Source organism: Paenibacillus liaoningensis (assembly GCF_059609455.1).
This window is the reverse complement of record NZ_JCAALU010000016.1, coordinates 89,022-104,392: the sequence shown is the minus strand read 5'-3', so window position 1 is coordinate 104,392 and position 15,371 is coordinate 89,022. Positions and strand designations below refer to the sequence as shown.

Here is a 15,371-nt window from a genome sequence, read left to right as displayed (position 1 = left end):
TTAACAAAAGAAGCAGCAATAGCTGCCCTGCTTATTATCCAGCTACGGTTACAAGGCCAGCTACTTGCTTGCCTAGGTTTTTGCATTGTTCTTTCTCATCATCGGAAGGGTTGTATTCCACCTTCAAGCTCTCGGATACAATTTCCGCCCCCAGCTCGCGCAGCTTCGCTTCGATGGTATCGACCGCTCCGCAGAATACGGGATAGGAGGAATCGCCCGATCCGAATACAGCTGCTTTGCGACCGCTGAGGTCAAGTCCTTCAAGCTCTTCGTAGAAATCAAGAATTTCGTCTGGAAGCTCGCCGTCTCCCCAAGTATACGCGCCGATAATGATGCCATCGTACTCCAGCAAATCAGCTGCATTTGCATCGAAAGCTTCCTTCGATACCACTTCAACGCCCGCTTCCTGTGCTCCAGCAACAATCGCCTCAGCCATTTCCTCTGTATTTCCCGTCATGCTCGCGTATACCACAATTACCTTTGACACCTTTACATTCCTCCCAAGTGTAAATAGCCGTCGCCATTTTGGACAATCGGCCGCTTCATTTCCCATCAGCTGGCGGAGAGCAACCTATCCTCCGCGCGCCAATGGCTAAATTTATATGAACTAGGCATCCAACATTTGAATACCTTGAAACAACGTTGCCATATACAAATTGTCGCCCTGCAGATCCACATCCGTTACCGGAATACCCAGCTTCACAGACAGCAGCGTCACCTGATTGCGGATATAAGCGAGCTGGAACAAACCTTTATCCGTACATACATAAATATCTTTCCCCTTCGCAACAATGGAGAAAATAAACTGCTTGCTAAAGCGGATGCGGTCGAACCGCCCCTTCTTGTCGCCAATCATCAGCTCGCCGCGATCACTGACGCCAATGAGATGGCCCCGGTATACAGCAAGGCTTGTAACCGCACGGTCCAGCTCAAACTCGGACCATTCATCCATAAAACGGTCGTACAGCGCGACTCCGCTTTCATGGCCAACGACGAGATATTGCGGCAGGTTCATGAAATCATATACCCGCTTGTCGGCGCAGGCTGTCTTTTCCCAGCGGCTTCCCGAATTTGACCACAGCCCATAATCCGTTGCAGCATAGCCCGTGCCGCCAAGCATCCGGTATTGATAGCAAGGAATGGCGAGACCATCATTTACCCATTCGCCATTCGTATATTGATAAAGCCCTTCGCTCGTACAGGCATGAAGCACGCTGCTTTGCAGCTGCAGTCGATTAACCATTGCCGATTGCGGCATCCCTGCGCCAAGCTTCATCCACTGCTCTTCACTGTTAATCTGATAGACGCCATAACCGACAGATGCCACATACAGCGCATCCTCGCCCGCCTTCACTGATGAGAACGGGAACAGCTGCCAATTCCACGGCTTGCCCGTTTCGGCTGGCGCATCATTCATTTGATGCTCCTTGCGATTAAACTCTGCCACGATTAAACCAGCTCCATCAATATATACTATCGTATATTATTTTTCATCATTGTATAGGTAGACAAACTGATAATGATTATCACTTTCGTAGTTTATGATAGCTATTCTCATACCTAATGTCAATCATTATCTATCGGAATTGGAAAATATCCCGGGCCGTCGCCAGCATTCGCCCTTTGTTCATTCTTTTGCCATACTACCTAGCCCTTCCCCTTTAATTCCATGGTTATGCATTGCCTGCGATAATGCTATAATGAGCAACAACAAGCAAGCTGAAAGGTGAAACGGCTGTCGCCGTCCTCTGGCGGCGCAGCGCGTTCGGAAGCTTTCGCAAAATGTTAATCCCGGAAGGTGGCTGCACATGGAATATTTATCATCACATTCGCCTAGAGTTGGGCTTGAAGATATCGTTCATGCTCAAATGCATTTGAAAGACGTCATTCTCCGCACGCCGTTGCAATATAACCGCGTGCTCTCCGAGCGCTACGGCTGCAACGTCCTGCTGAAACGCGAGGACCTGCAAATTGTGCGCTCCTTTAAAATTCGCGGAGCCTACCATCTTATGCGCTCGCTGCCGCCAGAGCGGCTTGCCGCTGGCGTCGTCTGCGCAAGTGCAGGCAATCATGCGCAGGGCGTTGCCTACTCCTGCCATGCGCTCGGCATCCCAGGCAAAATCTATATGCCTAGCACAACGCCGCGCCAGAAGGTGAATCAAGTGTCCTTCTTCGGCGGGGATAGTGTTGAAGTTATTTTGACCGGCGACACGTTTGATGATGCTTATGCAGAAGCCATTAAGGAGAGCGAACGCAGCGGAACGGCTTTTGTTCATCCTTTTGATGATTTGAAAATCATTGCCGGCAATGGCACCGTTGGACAAGAGCTGATGGAAGCGTCGGATACGGTACCGGATTTTGTGTTTGTAACCGTTGGAGGCGGCGGCCTGGCAGCTGGCGTAGCTTCGTATGTAAAAGCCATTTCGCCGGAAACGAAAGTCATTGGCGTTGAGCCGGAAGGCGCACAGTCGCTGCGAGAATCGCTCGATGCCGGGGAAGTCGTTACGCTTGAGCATATCGACAAATTCGTCGATGGCGCTGCCGTGAAGCGGATCGGCAAGCTGACGTTCGCGATCTGCCGCGAATTGCTAGATGATACCGTGCCTGTTCCCGAAGGCAAAATTTGTACGACCATGCTCGATCTCTATAATGAAAATGCGATTGTAGCGGAGCCAGCTGGCGCGCTGCCCATTGCCGCGCTTGATATGTTCAGGGATCAAATCGCCGGAAAAACAGTCGTATGCGTCATTAGCGGAGGAAATAACGATATTGACCGCATGCAGGAAATTAAAGAGCGTTCGCTCATTTATGAGGGATACAAGCATTATTTCATGCTAAATTTCCCGCAGCGCGCGGGTGCGCTGCGAGAATTTCTCGATGATGTGCTCGGTCCGACCGATGACATCACCCGCTTCGAGTATACGAAAAAGCACAATAAGGACAATGGCCCGTCACTCGTCGGCATTGAGCTGAAGCACCGCGAGGACTATGAGCCTTTGATCAGCCGCATGCATATGAAAGGCTACTCCTTCATCGAGCTGAACAAAGACCCTGTGCTGTTCAATTTATTAATTTGATGAACGGCTATTCATTCACCGATTACCAAGCGTAAGCTTTAGGTGCGTCGCCGCCCGGCCCTGGGAAAATCTCATCAATGCGGGCGAGCGTCGCGCTATCAAGCTCCAGTTCAACCGCACGAAGCGAGCGCTCGAATTGCTCCAGCGTACGCACCCCAATAATCGGAGCCGTAACCGCCGGATTCGCCAGCAGCCATGCGAGCGATACGAGATCCTCAGGCTCACCCAGTTCATCACAAAGCTTCGCATATTCATCCAGCTGCGCACGATGCTTGTCCAGACGTTTGGTGTCGCCACTGCGGCGTCCGCCATTATCCCGGCGGTGATTTCCCGCAAGCAGCCCGCCATCCAGTGGACTCCACGGTATAACGCCAAGACCGAGCGCCTTCGATGCAGGAAGCACTTCCAGCTCCGGCAGACGGCACAGCAAATTATATTTGTGCTGCTCGGATACGAGCCCCAAAATCCCTCTAGCCTTTGCCTCGCCCTGTGCTACCGCAATATCCCAGCCAGCAAAGTTGCTGGAGCCGACATACCCGATTTTGCCTTGCGAGACTGCCGTTTCAAAAGCGCTCCACAATTCATTCCAATGTACGTTCCGATCCACATGGTGCATCTGATAAAGCTCAATATGATCCGTCTGCAGACGTCGCAGCGAGCCTTCCAGATGGCGGCGAATTTTATAAGCGGACAAGCCGGCTTCCCGGTTCGGGCCATCATGATTATCACTCATATCGCCATATACTTTGGTTGCCAGCACGGTGCGCTCACGGCGCCCGCCGCCTTGACTAAACCATTTTCCGATAATTTCCTCAGTACGTCCGGCGTTTTCACCCCAGCCATAAATGTTTGCCGTATCAATAAAATTAATGCCCGCATCTAGCGCAGCATCCAAAATCCGGAACGCTTCCTTCTCATCTGTATCCACACCAAAATTCATGGTACCAAGGCATAAGCGGCTAACGCGCAAACCCGACTGACCCAAATAAGTGTATTGCATAAAAGAAAGTCACTCCTTCAATTTTTTTATGATTGCCATACCCTTCCTATTATACATGATCAAAATTCCGCCACCAACCTGCAAGCGCATGCAAAACCAGCTCATCCCCCAATGAAAGCATTTAGATGGATTATGGGTAAAATTTTGATACACAGGCGAAAATAAGCCCGTTATGAGCGACAACGGCAGTTGAATGTCGTTTACAAGAGAGGGTGATGGCATGGCTATATTTTCTTCCATAATAATTTTGCTTGCTTTGATCGGGCTGTCCAATATTATCAATCGCCATCTTCCGGTTGTGCCGGTTCCGCTGATCCAAATTGCGCTTGGCATTGCGATTACCCTTATTCCGTCCGGCGTCCATATGACGCTGGAGCCCGAGCTATTTTTCATATTATTCGTAGCACCGCTGCTGTACAACGATGGCAAGCATACGCCGCGCAATGAATTATGGAGGCTTCGCGCTCCGATTTTTCTGCTCGCCGTCGGCCTTGTGTTCGTCACCGTGTTTCTTATCGGCTATGCGATCCACTTTATGATTCCGTCCATTCCGCTGCCGGCAGCGTTCGGGCTTGCTGCTCTGCTTTCCCCTACCGATGCCGTAGCAGTCAATGCTTTAGCGGGGCGGGTTAATCTGCCCAAGAGCCTGCGGCATTTGCTGGAGGGAGAAGCGCTGATGAACGACGCCTCCGGGCTCGTCGCCTTTAAATTTGCGATGGCAGCTGCGCTAAACGGCACTTTTTCCTTAACGAAAGCAAGCATCAGCTTTGTCGTTATTGCGACTGGCGGCCTTGCGGTCGGCTGCGTGCTGGCCTTCCTGATTACAGGACTTCGCGCTGTTTTGCGCAGGTCAGGTCTGGAAGATCCAACGCTGCATATGCTTATTCATATGCTAACGCCATTTGTCCTTTATTTGACCGGCGAGCATCTTGGCGTATCCGGCATTTTGGCAGCTGTAGCCGGGGGCGTCGTCCATGCCGTCGAACGCGATGAATACGATAAGGCGCGGGCCCGGAACGATGAGATGCCTGATCATACATGGCCGGTTATTTTGTACATATTGAACGGGCTTGTTTTTGTTATTTTAGGACTGCAAATCCCTGTTGTCTTCAGCACCGTTTTCGATAATCCCGCGATTAACTCACTTCGAGTGACGGGTTATGCATGCTTGATTTTCGTTATGCTGCTGCTACTGCGGTTTTTATGGACGTACGCCTTCTCAAGAGGGGGCCGTTTATTCGGCTCTGAGCAGCAGACTGAGAAGCTGTCGTTTAAAATTTTGGCCATGACCTCGCTTTCTGGCGTACGCGGCGCCATTACGCTTGCCGGCGCCTTTTCTATTCCGCTGTTTCTTATCGATGGAAATCCGTTTCCTGAGCGGAATGTCATCATTTTTATTGCGACAGCGGTTATATTGTTATCGCTGCTCGTGGCGAGCACCGTGCTCCCGCTTCTGGCAAGCAGCAGCGATACGGGCAATGAAGCAAAACGGACAGAGAAAGAGCGCCAAGGGCAGCTCAAAATGATGAATGCGGCCATTGAAGCCATCCATCAGGCGGCGAGCAAGGAAAATGAAGCAGAAACCTCTGCCGTCCTTGCCGAATATGAGCGCTGGTTCCGCATGCTGGAGCTTCAGAAGCCCCAGACAAAGAAACGAGCGGATGAGGGAATCATTGATATGCGATTTGAAGCGTTCCGTATCGAACGGGAAGCTGCCCGCCGCATGCTGGCACGGGATGAAATCAGCAAGCCGCAGTTTGAGCTGTTCGAGCAAAGCCTGGAGCAGCTTGAGCAAATGCTGGCAGGGCGCCGAAGCTTTTGGCCGATTATTATGAAGAAGCTGTTGAATTCCCTGCTGGAGATGTTATCCCTCAGAAAAACCAAATCGCATGCCAAGCTGGGGCAATCCGATCGCGAGGCGCTGAGAAGGCTGAAGCTGCGAGCCTGTGATGCGGTTATCGGCTCTTTCGACAAGCAGCTGGACGAGCATGGTTCGGAGGAACGAAGCGAGCTGATCAGCCATTACCATTTTATAAAGGAAAAGCTGCAAAAGCCGAGATCGCCGAAAAAGGATGGAGGCGACGCCGACGTGCAGCGCGATTTGCATTGGGTTGCGATTCAGGCGGAGCGAGTCGAGGTGCAAAGCTTGTATGAGCGCGGGGAAATCAATCGGGACATTGCCAATAAGCTGCGGCAGTTTATCCGCAACCGCGAGGCGTCTATTTTGGAGGAAGGATAACAAGCTGGCTGATCGGTCAGGAGTCCGGGCCTGTTCCTCATGCGAGAGCTTGGCAGCTGCCACTATTTTCTGGTATTGTTTAAGCCATACGATGTCGCTTTGAACGGCTGATATTTTGATCAAGTGAGTGAGGGTGTTAACGTATGGCGTTGCTGCAAAATTGGATAGAACAAATAAAGCATATGGATTTGGAGCATTTGCAGCGAACGCTGGAAAGCTATCGGGAATTCGGACCGCTGCTTGGCATCCTTTTACCCCTGCTGGAAGCCTTTCTGCCTTTTCTGCCTCTGCTGGCGATTGTGGCGGCGAATGCGAATATTTTCGGCCTATGGTTCGGCTTTCTCTTTTCGTGGATTGGCGTTTCCGCTGGGGCCATCGGCGTCTTCTGGGTCGTGCGCAAGCTCGGGAAAAATGTCAAAGCCAAAGTCGAGCGGCGCTTCCCGAAATCCGGCCGCTTCTTCGAATGGATTGAGCATCGCGGTTTTACGCCGCTGTTCCTGCTCGCCTGCTTTCCTTTTTCACCGTCCTCGCTCATTAATATTGTGTCGGGCTTAAGCGCTGTGCCATTTCGCACGTTCATCATCGCCACCTTGCTCGGCAAGGCGGTCATGATTTTATGCGTATCGCTGCTCAGCTTTGATATTGGAAATTTCGCGCATGAGCCTTGGCGCATCGTCGTCGCCTGCATCGTCATTGTGCTGATGTGGTTCGGCGGCAAGCGGCTGGAAAAACGATATATTCATTAGCACTCATATATATTCCCTTTCGAGGCATGCTATAGCAGAATGACCCGCCGTCATGTTGGACGGACTATGCATGCCAGGAAAGGGAGATACGATGAACGAACAGCAGTTGGACCAGGAGCAGCAGCATCAACACAATGAGATGGAGCCGATGTCGGGCGAGCCTGTAGAAGTGGCGGGTGTATACCGCAATGAGTGGAATCGTGAAGAGAAACTGGAGCGCGGCGAGGTGTTTCCAGCCGATCCCCAGATGGGGACGGCAACTTGGCGGCTGGTGGAGCTGGACTTCGACAACCATCATGAAGGGCGGACCGATCCGCGGCTCATTCCCAAAGACGATGACAATGATCCCGAAGCCCATATGCAGCATCCAAGACGCCATAAAGGCAGCAATAAGACCGAATAGCGTATGGATTGAGATTGACTTACAGCAGCTCTGTGAAAAATAGCCATGCAAAAGAAACCGCCTCTTCGTCAAATGATCAATCATTTGAAAAAGAGACGGTTTTTTTGTTACTCCTGGGCGCTGACCTTAGCCTCTCTGCCGCTCGCGTTCGTTTCCGCTTTCCATTCCTCGGTCGACATGCCGCGCTGCTGAACCTGATCCACGAGCTTCTCCAGCCTCCGCAGATGGTAGGCATATTCGAATATAGCCGACGCGACGAACACGAGCCGCTTATGCTCGTCCCGCCCCTCGCGGAAATAATCCGTCAGGTCGGTAATCAGGCGCGCTTCACGTTCCTCCTCCGGCTCGAAGCTCAGGTTCGGCTTCATCTTGCCTTCGATTTTCAGCAATATCGATTCGTGGTATTTCGTCAGCTCCTCGATCTGGTTATCGAAGCGCTGCGCCCATTTCCCCGCACCGGCGGCGGCAAAATAATGCTCCTCTACAACCTCAAGCAGATCAACGCCCTTTTGCAGCGCCTTAATCGTCTGCTTGGAGACGAGCAGCTGTCTGGCATGGCTTTTTTTGGCATGGGCGAGCACCTTGCGCTCTTCCTCAAACAAGGTGTAGCGATCCTCCAGCTTGCGCACAGATACATGCAGCGTTTCCTTCTCCTGCCGGAACACGCTTTCCTTCATCTCGTTCGAAACCGCCGTTCGCAGCAGCAAAGACATTTGCCCATAAGCGAGATGCACCTGCTCGGTAAATTGCTTGCGCGGGCGTGGGGGAAATACGAGCACATTAATCGTAAAAGCGGCCCCCATGCCGGTAAGCACCATTAAAAATCGCTGCAGCGCCACATCTAATCCTTGTCCATGCGCTTCCATAATAGCGATAACCATGACGAGGGTCACTCCGATGGTCGCTTCCATCTTCAGCCGGATACAAATAAGGATAACAGCGATACAGACGAGCCCCACCGCAATCGGCGTATGGCCGAATACCTTCATCGCAGCAAGCGCGATTCCTGCGCCAAGCAGGTTCGTCTGAACCTGATCGAGAATTTGCTGCCAGGAACGGTAGATGGAAGGCTGAATGGTTAAAATAGCAGCTACTGCCGTAATGAGGCTGGACGGAAAGCCGAAAAACTGGCTCAGAAAAATCGCCAGCGTAACGGACAAGCCGGTCTTCAGCACGCGAGCTCCAATATTCATTTGCTGTCCGCCTCCTCCAGCTGCAGCTCCGTCTCCGCTGCCTGCACGCCATTCACCCATAGCGTAATGCGGTGAAGCCCTGGATAATGCTTGCGCGTCGTCAAATCGGCGAAGCGGTGCACACGCGACAGCGCGACTTCCGCTCCTCCCCCATACTCGCGGTCAGACAGCAGGAAACGCTTCTGGGAAGGCTTGCCTGAAGCTTTAATAAAATCAATGCCGTATTCGATCCGCAGCTTGAGTGCGTCTCCATCCCGCAGCTTCATCTCGCAGCTAAACCTCGCCTCTTCGCCAATATGGACGACCGCAGGCACTGCCCGAAGCTCGGCATGCACCGTCAATGGTACGCGCTCCTCGCCCTCTTCGCCTTCTCCAGCTGCATAGCCGAACAGCTCCATCAGCGCCGGATTAGCCTGCTTGACTAGCGTGCGGCAGCCACGCCGAATAATCCAGTCTGTCAGCGGATTGTCGCCCGACCACCGCTGGGCCAGCGCAACGACCACATCGGGATGGTCTTTGGCGATGTCATTGAGATTGTTCGCCACGCTTTTGCGGACGTACAGCGAAGGATCGGCCTTCAGCTTGTCCAGCAGCGGAAGGATCGGCTGTGGATCGCGCTTGAACATCGGCAGCGCCTGCGCCCAAGGCAGACGCGGGCGCGTCCCTTCGCTCGCCAGCCGGCGTACATGCTCATCCTCATCGTCCGCCCATATCAGCATTTGCTGCATCATGCGCTCTGGCTCAGCAAGCAGAAAGGGGCGCACGGCAAACTCCCCCGTCGAATAACGGGTGAACCGTGCCAGCGCCTGCATCGACCGGTCAAAGTGCTCCGGTGCCATTCCGTACACCTCCACAAAATCCGGGAAGAAAATATAAGGCAGGCCGCGGCACTGCGAGTCGATCTGCATCAGCACATCAAGCGCGGCCTCGTAATCACTTGGAAGGAAATCGCCCAGTGCTTCGGTAATTCGGCGCGAGCGCGCCTTGAGCGCCAGCTCCTCCCATTCTCCAGCCCGCACTGCCGCCGCAAAGCCTGCCAAGTCGAAAGTCGGCAAAGCCGAGCGCACCATCGCTCCGAAATTTTCTATAAATAAGCCATCGTATAAGGCTTTTAGCGGTTCTGCCATCGTAAGCTCCTCCAGTATAATCATTCATGCTCCATCTATTATGCCATAACCCGCAACCGGAAGTAATAGCAACTAATCAAACCGCCTAGCCCTGTCTTTCTATTGAAAAAAAGCCTGCCCGCCGCGTCATAAACTCGCGGCGGGCAGGCTGCTGCCTTTTGCTATGGCGCTTCTGGGCTCGGCACCTTTACTTCGGCGCCATTAGGGTGTGTATGCAAACCGGAGTAGCCCTGCTACTCCTTGCCCAGAGCCTAATCGAGGCCAAGCTCATCTGACGCTTCAAGGCTTGAGAAACGAAGCGTGCGATTGTTACTGAGAACACTGTGACGGAGCCGCTTTGGCTGCGACCGCGCAATTCGGGACGCTCGCTCCTTTTTTGGAGGATTGAGGTTCCGCTATTCTTGCTTTTGACCCGATTTCAGGCCATAAGCGGACAGGAAATCCGTTATCGTGCTCATCATCCCTTGAAATTGGCTAAAGGCAGCGCATTAGCGGCTCCTGAGTCCGCCACCTGTGTCTTTCCTGGTGATTCAGTTGAAATAGCGGCTGCTCTGTCCGCCAAGTCTATCTTTGCGCTGGGAGTAACCCCCTGAAACGATGAATAAGAAGCTGACTTTTTCGCTTGTCGGTTAAGCGTGGCGCGCGATTATTTTTTCGAGCTGGCTCGCAATCGCTTGCGTACCAGCTTGCAGATGCTCCTGCGTAAAAGCGACGCGGACGAATGTTTCGTCTGTATTCATCGCTTCAGCGAAGAAGCCGCCCAGACCGCGCGCTTTGCGGTCGATTTGCAGCAGCAGCTCCACCTGATGGGCATCTGGATAGAAAATAACCTCCAGCTCATCAAGCTTGCCGCGGAACGGCCCTCCAGCCGGTACAAATTCCAGCTCTTGTACGAAAGGCAGCGAGCGTCCCAAACGCGAAGCGTATTCGCAATCTGCTTCACGCAGACGGAACCCTAGCTGCTCCACCGCTCCCAGCACCATGCCCATCGCTGCATTAGGCACGACCTCAATGCGATCGTTATCGCCGGGATCGATGGCGCCGCGAATGTCGAGCTCGGTTTTCACCCATATTGGCGTTTTCCCTAATGTGAGCGGAGTTTGGAAAGGCAATTGAAAGGAAAAAGGCACTTCGCGATTTTCACCGGCTTTCAGCTCAAACGGCTGGCTGACCGGATATTTTCCAATGACGCAGTTATGTCTGTGCTTCTGGTCATTGCTCTCGCGGATGTATTCGGTCATTACGGACAGCTCAATCTTCTCAATGCGCTGCTCCACGCTGCCGCCGCGAATTTGCACGACGCCGCGCACTTCTTCACCTGGCGCATAACGGGACTTTTCCAGCAAAGTATCAATTTTTGCCGAGCCAATGCCAATGCTTGCTAATAACCGATTAAACATAAGAACACCTCACCGAATAATTTTTTTCTCGCTATTCGGTTGTACGTCGAGCCGTATCCTCGCGTTGCAAAAATTGTGCTGTTTATTATTCATGCCTTTTCTTCCGGGTCCTTGCGGTAGGGAAACTGAATAATAAAGGTCGTACCTTGCCCCATAATACTGTCCGCCTTGATGCTGCCGAGATGGTTGTCGACGATTTTGTAGGTGACCATTAGGCCAAGCCCCGTCCCTCTATCCTTCGTTGTATAAAATGGCTGGCCAATCTTGGACAGCTGCTCCTTCGCAATGCCAGGACCCTCATCCTGAATGCGGATGATGATTCGCGCCTTCTGCGCAAGCTCAAGCGTAATGCGAATGAGGCCGCCGCTTGCCATCGCCTCGATTGCATTTTTGATGACATTGATAAATACCTGCTTGATTTGATTTTCCACGCCGAAGACGTAAAGCGGCTCCGCAGCCATATTCACCCGGATTTCAATATTGTGCATTATGGCCTGCGTCTCCAGCAGCGTCACCGATTCCGCCATAATCTGGCGCACATCCCGGTAGCACAGCTGATAAGCCTGAGGCTTGGACAGCATCAGCAGCTCGCTCACAATGGATTCGATCCGTATCAGCTCGGATTTCATAATGTCATAATAATTATTGTTGCTGCGCCCAGAGGCAATGAGCTGCAGAAAACCTTTCAGCGAGGTGAGCGGATTGCGAATTTCATGGGCAATTCCCGCAGCCAGCTGGCCTGCAATATACAGCTTCTCAGAATTAATCAGCAGCTCCTCATTCTTTTTGCGCTCCGAAATATCGCGGATAATGACTTGATAAGCAAGGCTGCCCGTGTGGCTTGTGCTCGTTCGAACCAATTCCGTATGCAGCAGCTTGCCATGCACCGTTCTCCACTCCAGCTCGACTGGCTTTTGGCGCAGCAAATCCTCATTTTCCTCCTCGCCTAGCAATTGACGAATTTCCTCATGATGCTTCTCATGAAGAAAATTGTAGATCGACTCGCCGATGATTTCATGCTCGCTGTCTGCCTCAAACATCCGCAGTCCGGAAGGATTGAAATATTGCCACTTCCCCGCTTTGATAATCGCAATCGTATCCAGGGAGTTTTCGACCAGCAGCTTGTAATTCGCATCGACCATGCTGTATTTGCGGCTGATCATCCAGGTGGACAAGCAGAAGCTCAATATGAGCATCGTTGCAATGCCGAGCAAAAACGACATAAGCATCATCGAGTCGTTCATGCTATCGGTCGTGTAGATGTTCCAATACTCCACCTTCATCGCCTGCATGCCAATCGTGTGCATAACAATCATCGACAGCCCCAGAATGAGGCTGCTGATCAGCTTGCCATCCTTGCCCCTGCTTTCATACAAATTAAAGGCGACCAGCGCTCCGAAAAAAGCAACCATGATCGACACCATGAACAAATAGCGATCCAGCTCATAGCTTTTCACCTGACTCCCCAGCAGGTTGAAATAATGCAGCATCGTTGAGCCAACAGCAAGCAGCAGGCTGCTTAACGCCCTTCTAACCGGCCCGGGCCAGACAGATTCGTATACCGATATCGAAACATAGGTAAGAGCCATGCAGCACAATAAAGTGTAAAGCATAGTCCAATCCAGAACTAATGGATAAGTCGAACCGAATATGGCTAGCACATGCATCGCCCAAACCCCTAGCCCAAATACGAAAGAGCTGCCAAACTTGCGGCTAAACGCTACTATTTTTTTGCCTGACGGCGGGTAGCCAATCATGCTGAACAGTGTAAAACAGGCAAAGCAAACAATCATAAATGAAAACAGTGTAAAAAAGGGATTCCCTATAACGAATTGGTGATTCATAAAACTCCTCAAATATCCAGTAATTTACTCACAATACTGAAATTCGACAATATCCAATAAAATCCTCTCTTTTTACATATCTTTTTTCACAAAAAAAGCAGAAAATGATGCAAAATGACGAACAAGAGTCGCTCCCAGACTGGGAAGTCATGGCCTTTTTTCAAAAAAACACATCGTGCCTCTGTCAATACCTGTATTCGGAATGGCAAAGAAAATTGTTATTTTATGTAATTTTAGTATTATCTTTTTATGCCGCTGCTTTAGGAATGGTGTTTCTGGCTTGTTTTATATACAATAAAGAGCAATCAGAGCTTTTGCATGGCTGCGTTTTGCTGCGCTCGCTAATGCGATTTTTCCGGGCAAGCTTATTTTATAAAGGAGAGATTTATGATGAAAATTGTACAGGAATTTAAGGAATTTGCGATTAAGGGCAACGTTATTGACCTGGCCGTCGGTGTCATTATTGGTGGAGCCTTCGGCAAAATTGTCACCTCGCTCGTGAACGACATTATTATGCCGCCGATTGGACGGGTTTTGGGCGGTGTCAATTTCAAGGACTTATTCATTAATCTCGATCCGAAGCATACGGAGCAATTGGAGGCTGCCGGTACTGTTATCCGATCGCTCGACGATGCATCCAAAAACGGCATTGCCGTTATCGCCTATGGTCAGTTTATTAATGTGATGCTGGACTTCTTTATCGTAGCCGTCTGTATTTTCTTCCTCGTTAAAGGCATTAATATGCTGCGCCGCAGCAAAACCGAGGAGGCTCCCGCCGAAGCTGCTCCTACGGAAAAAGACTGCCCTTACTGCTTGTCCAGCATTCCGCTGAAAGCGACTCGCTGCAAGCACTGCACGTCCCAGCTTGAAGCTGTCGATACAGGACGCTCTCACTAAGGAGCTGCGAGGAAATGAGTACCCGCTTTTGTCGACAAATTAGCGGTACTTTATTTCGTCGCAGTCTCTAAACGCGCAAACTGCCCTATCTTTTATACAAAGGAGTTCGTGCAATGACAGAGGAATATTTCGATATTTATGATGAGCAGATGAATCACATCGGTACAGCCACACGCTCGGAGACGCATGCCAAGGGCTACTGGCACCGCTCCTTTCACTGCTGGCTCACACGCAAGGAAGAAGCTCGCCGCTACGTCCGGTTTCAGCTGCGGCAGTCCAGCAAGGATACTTGTCCGGACTGCTATGACATTACCGTCGCTGGACATCTCTCGGCAGGCGAAACGATGCGCGACGCCGCACGCGAGCTGCAGGAGGAGATTGGCGTAACCGCCAGCTTCGACGACCTGATCCCGCTTGGGCAGCTGCGTGAGGATACCGTAGGTACGGCTGGCGGCGCCAGTTTCATCGACCGTGAGGTCAGCGATGTGTTCGGCTTCGTCTGCTCCTTGCCGCTGATGGAATTACAGCTGCAAGCCGAAGAGGTGGCCGGCGTGTACGAGGCCGACCTGGAAGAGCTGCTCCAGCTGTTCGAGCACGAGCGGTCGGAGCTCGTGGTATCAGGGGTAGCTGTAAGCCAGGACGGCGGGCAGACGCCTTCCGTAAGGAGCGTGCGGGTAGAGCAGTTCGTGCCGCGCCAAGCGGAATATTACGCAAGCGTAATGCGCGCCTTGCGCGATTGCACGTAGCCGCTAAAGCAGCGACGCCAGTGGAACGCTGCTGCCGCACAGAGCGGCTTTGATTTTGACTTTGAATCTGGCTGTTCTGGCTTTGGCTCTGGCTTTGCCTTTGGCCTTTCGCGTCAGCGCGTTGGCCCCAAGCATTTTCCCAGTTGCGATACCACTGGTCAATTAACCCGTGAATTTGATAAAACGTCGTATGGCGCGGCGCCAAGTCAAAGTCATTGATTTCCGGCTCGTTCATCAGCTGGGCAGAAATCATATGCATACAGCCATGAATGCCGCTGGATTCGATATAGCTGCCCAGCTCATCCAGCGTAGCAAAGGAGCGCGGATTATTTCGAATGCGATTTTCCGCAGCCGGATTATAGCAAGGAGCGCGGCGTATAGCTTCCGGGATTTCCGGCCACGCCGCAATCAGCCTAGTGTCATAGCCTTGGCTGTTATACCAGCTGTACACACGGTTAATGAAGTCGCGGTGAAAACGCATAAATTGATCACCGAACCCGCGAGGCGGAATGGTGCCGGGTATTACATGATGCGTATGGTGCCATACGGCATGCTCCTGGAGCAGCGGCGCGGGGAAATTCGGGATTAGCGGCATCGTTCGTCCCCTCCATTTATAGTTGTTGTCCATACTCGTTATGTCGGCCTAACCTTGCTGTCCTATCGTATGCTGATTCGCGAAGCGCGGTGACAGATTATCAA

14 protein-coding genes are annotated in these 15,371 nt (G+C 51.9%); 7 read left to right on the top strand and 7 right to left on the bottom strand.

Annotated features, from left to right (window positions below; genetic code table 11):
• Nucleotides 1–34 precede the first annotated feature (34 nt).
• Entirely contained in the window at nt 35–487 is a 453-nt protein-coding gene (locus AC6B99_RS24315) for a flavodoxin (RefSeq protein ID WP_056031783.1), read from the bottom strand.
• A 120-nt stretch (nt 488–607) separates the two neighbouring features.
• The gene (locus AC6B99_RS24310) at nt 608–1,447 is read right to left on the bottom strand and encodes a hypothetical protein (protein ID WP_235533076.1); all 840 of its coding nucleotides are present in this window, start codon (nt 1,445–1,447) and stop codon (nt 608–610) included.
• 361 nt (nt 1,448–1,808) lie between these two features.
• Here AC6B99_RS24310 and ilvA point away from each other — a divergent pair, with 361 nt between their 5' ends.
• The gene (ilvA, locus tag AC6B99_RS24305; protein WP_081418665.1) at nt 1,809–3,077 is read left to right on the top strand and encodes a threonine ammonia-lyase IlvA; all 1,269 of its coding nucleotides are present in this window, start codon (nt 1,809–1,811) and stop codon (nt 3,075–3,077) included.
• Nucleotides 3,078–3,099: 22 nt separating this feature from the next.
• Here ilvA and AC6B99_RS24300 read toward each other — a convergent pair whose 3' ends face one another.
• Nucleotides 3,100–4,077: an aldo/keto reductase gene (locus tag AC6B99_RS24300; protein ID WP_099517456.1), complete on the bottom strand. Its 978-nt coding sequence runs from the start codon at nt 4,075–4,077 to the stop codon at nt 3,100–3,102.
• A 220-nt stretch (nt 4,078–4,297) separates the two neighbouring features.
• Here AC6B99_RS24300 and AC6B99_RS24295 point away from each other — a divergent pair, with 220 nt between their 5' ends.
• The 3 genes from AC6B99_RS24295 to AC6B99_RS24285 all read left to right on the top strand — a co-directional run bounded on the left by AC6B99_RS24295 (nt 4,298) and on the right by AC6B99_RS24285 (nt 7,465).
• On the top strand, nt 4,298–6,316 hold the full coding sequence (locus AC6B99_RS24295; protein WP_496664422.1) for a Na+/H+ antiporter: 2,019 nt from the start codon (nt 4,298–4,300) through the stop codon (nt 6,314–6,316).
• A gap of 143 nt (nt 6,317–6,459) precedes the next feature.
• A complete protein-coding gene (locus AC6B99_RS24290) occupies nt 6,460–7,062 on the top strand; it encodes a TVP38/TMEM64 family protein (protein WP_056031795.1) in 603 nt (200 codons plus the stop codon).
• 70 nt (nt 7,063–7,132) lie between these two features.
• Nucleotides 7,133–7,465 carry a transposase gene (locus AC6B99_RS24285; RefSeq protein WP_442952506.1) on the top strand — a complete coding sequence of 111 codons (333 nt, stop codon included), beginning with the start codon at nt 7,133–7,135 and terminating at the stop codon, nt 7,463–7,465.
• Between the two features lie 107 nt (nt 7,466–7,572).
• Here AC6B99_RS24285 and AC6B99_RS24280 read toward each other — a convergent pair whose 3' ends face one another.
• The 4 genes from AC6B99_RS24280 to AC6B99_RS24265 all read right to left on the bottom strand — a co-directional run bounded on the left by AC6B99_RS24280 (nt 7,573) and on the right by AC6B99_RS24265 (nt 13,029).
• Nucleotides 7,573–8,658, bottom strand: a complete 1,086-nt coding sequence (locus AC6B99_RS24280) for an aromatic acid exporter family protein (RefSeq protein WP_494879020.1) — start codon at nt 8,656–8,658, stop codon at nt 7,573–7,575.
• Nucleotides 8,655–9,785 (bottom strand): DNA alkylation repair protein, encoded by a 1,131-nt coding sequence (locus AC6B99_RS24275; protein WP_056032994.1) that lies wholly within the window; start codon nt 9,783–9,785, stop codon nt 8,655–8,657. The genes AC6B99_RS24280 and AC6B99_RS24275 overlap by 4 nt, the downstream gene beginning before the upstream one ends.
• A 629-nt stretch (nt 9,786–10,414) precedes the next feature.
• Complete coding sequence (locus AC6B99_RS24270) at nt 10,415–11,185, bottom strand: sporulation protein (RefSeq protein ID WP_056031802.1); 771 nt, start codon at nt 11,183–11,185, stop codon at nt 10,415–10,417.
• 89 nt (nt 11,186–11,274) lie between these two features.
• On the bottom strand, nt 11,275–13,029 hold the full coding sequence (locus AC6B99_RS24265) for an ATP-binding protein (protein ID WP_056031805.1): 1,755 nt from the start codon (nt 13,027–13,029) through the stop codon (nt 11,275–11,277).
• 387 nt (nt 13,030–13,416) lie between these two features.
• Here AC6B99_RS24265 and mscL point away from each other — a divergent pair, with 387 nt between their 5' ends.
• From mscL to AC6B99_RS24250, 3 genes are all read left to right on the top strand, one after another.
• Nucleotides 13,417–13,926 carry a large conductance mechanosensitive channel protein MscL gene (gene mscL / locus AC6B99_RS24260; RefSeq protein ID WP_496664421.1) on the top strand — a complete coding sequence of 170 codons (510 nt, stop codon included), beginning with the start codon at nt 13,417–13,419 and terminating at the stop codon, nt 13,924–13,926.
• A gap of 113 nt (nt 13,927–14,039) precedes the next feature.
• Nucleotides 14,040–14,672, top strand: a complete 633-nt coding sequence (locus tag AC6B99_RS24255) for an NUDIX hydrolase (protein WP_496664420.1) — start codon at nt 14,040–14,042, stop codon at nt 14,670–14,672.
• Between the two features lie 169 nt (nt 14,673–14,841).
• Nucleotides 14,842–15,261, top strand: a complete 420-nt coding sequence (locus AC6B99_RS24250; protein WP_494879025.1) for a hypothetical protein — start codon at nt 14,842–14,844, stop codon at nt 15,259–15,261.
• Nucleotides 15,262–15,371: the final 110 nt, after the last annotated feature.

What these genes read in the sequence shown, in the direction of transcription:
- AC6B99_RS24275 (WP_056032994.1), bottom strand. Translation starts at nt 9,785, where the DNA reads ATGGCAGAACCGCTAAAAGCCTTATACGATGGCTTATTTATAGAAAAT.
- mscL (WP_496664421.1), top strand. Translation starts at nt 13,417, where the DNA reads ATGATGAAAATTGTACAGGAATTTAAGGAATTTGCGATTAAGGGCAAC.
- AC6B99_RS24255 (WP_496664420.1), top strand. Translation starts at nt 14,040, where the DNA reads ATGACAGAGGAATATTTCGATATTTATGATGAGCAGATGAATCACATC.
- AC6B99_RS24295 (WP_496664422.1), top strand. Translation starts at nt 4,298, where the DNA reads ATGGCTATATTTTCTTCCATAATAATTTTGCTTGCTTTGATCGGGCTG.
- AC6B99_RS24270 (WP_056031802.1), bottom strand. Translation starts at nt 11,185, where the DNA reads ATGTTTAATCGGTTATTAGCAAGCATTGGCATTGGCTCGGCAAAAATT.
- ilvA (WP_081418665.1), top strand. Translation starts at nt 1,809, where the DNA reads ATGGAATATTTATCATCACATTCGCCTAGAGTTGGGCTTGAAGATATC.
- AC6B99_RS24265 (WP_056031805.1), bottom strand. Translation starts at nt 13,029, where the DNA reads ATGAATCACCAATTCGTTATAGGGAATCCCTTTTTTACACTGTTTTCA.
- AC6B99_RS24290 (WP_056031795.1), top strand. Translation starts at nt 6,460, where the DNA reads ATGGCGTTGCTGCAAAATTGGATAGAACAAATAAAGCATATGGATTTG.
- AC6B99_RS24300 (WP_099517456.1), bottom strand. Translation starts at nt 4,077, where the DNA reads ATGCAATACACTTATTTGGGTCAGTCGGGTTTGCGCGTTAGCCGCTTA.
- AC6B99_RS24280 (WP_494879020.1), bottom strand. Translation starts at nt 8,658, where the DNA reads ATGAATATTGGAGCTCGCGTGCTGAAGACCGGCTTGTCCGTTACGCTG.
- AC6B99_RS24285 (WP_442952506.1), top strand. Translation starts at nt 7,133, where the DNA reads ATGCCAGGAAAGGGAGATACGATGAACGAACAGCAGTTGGACCAGGAG.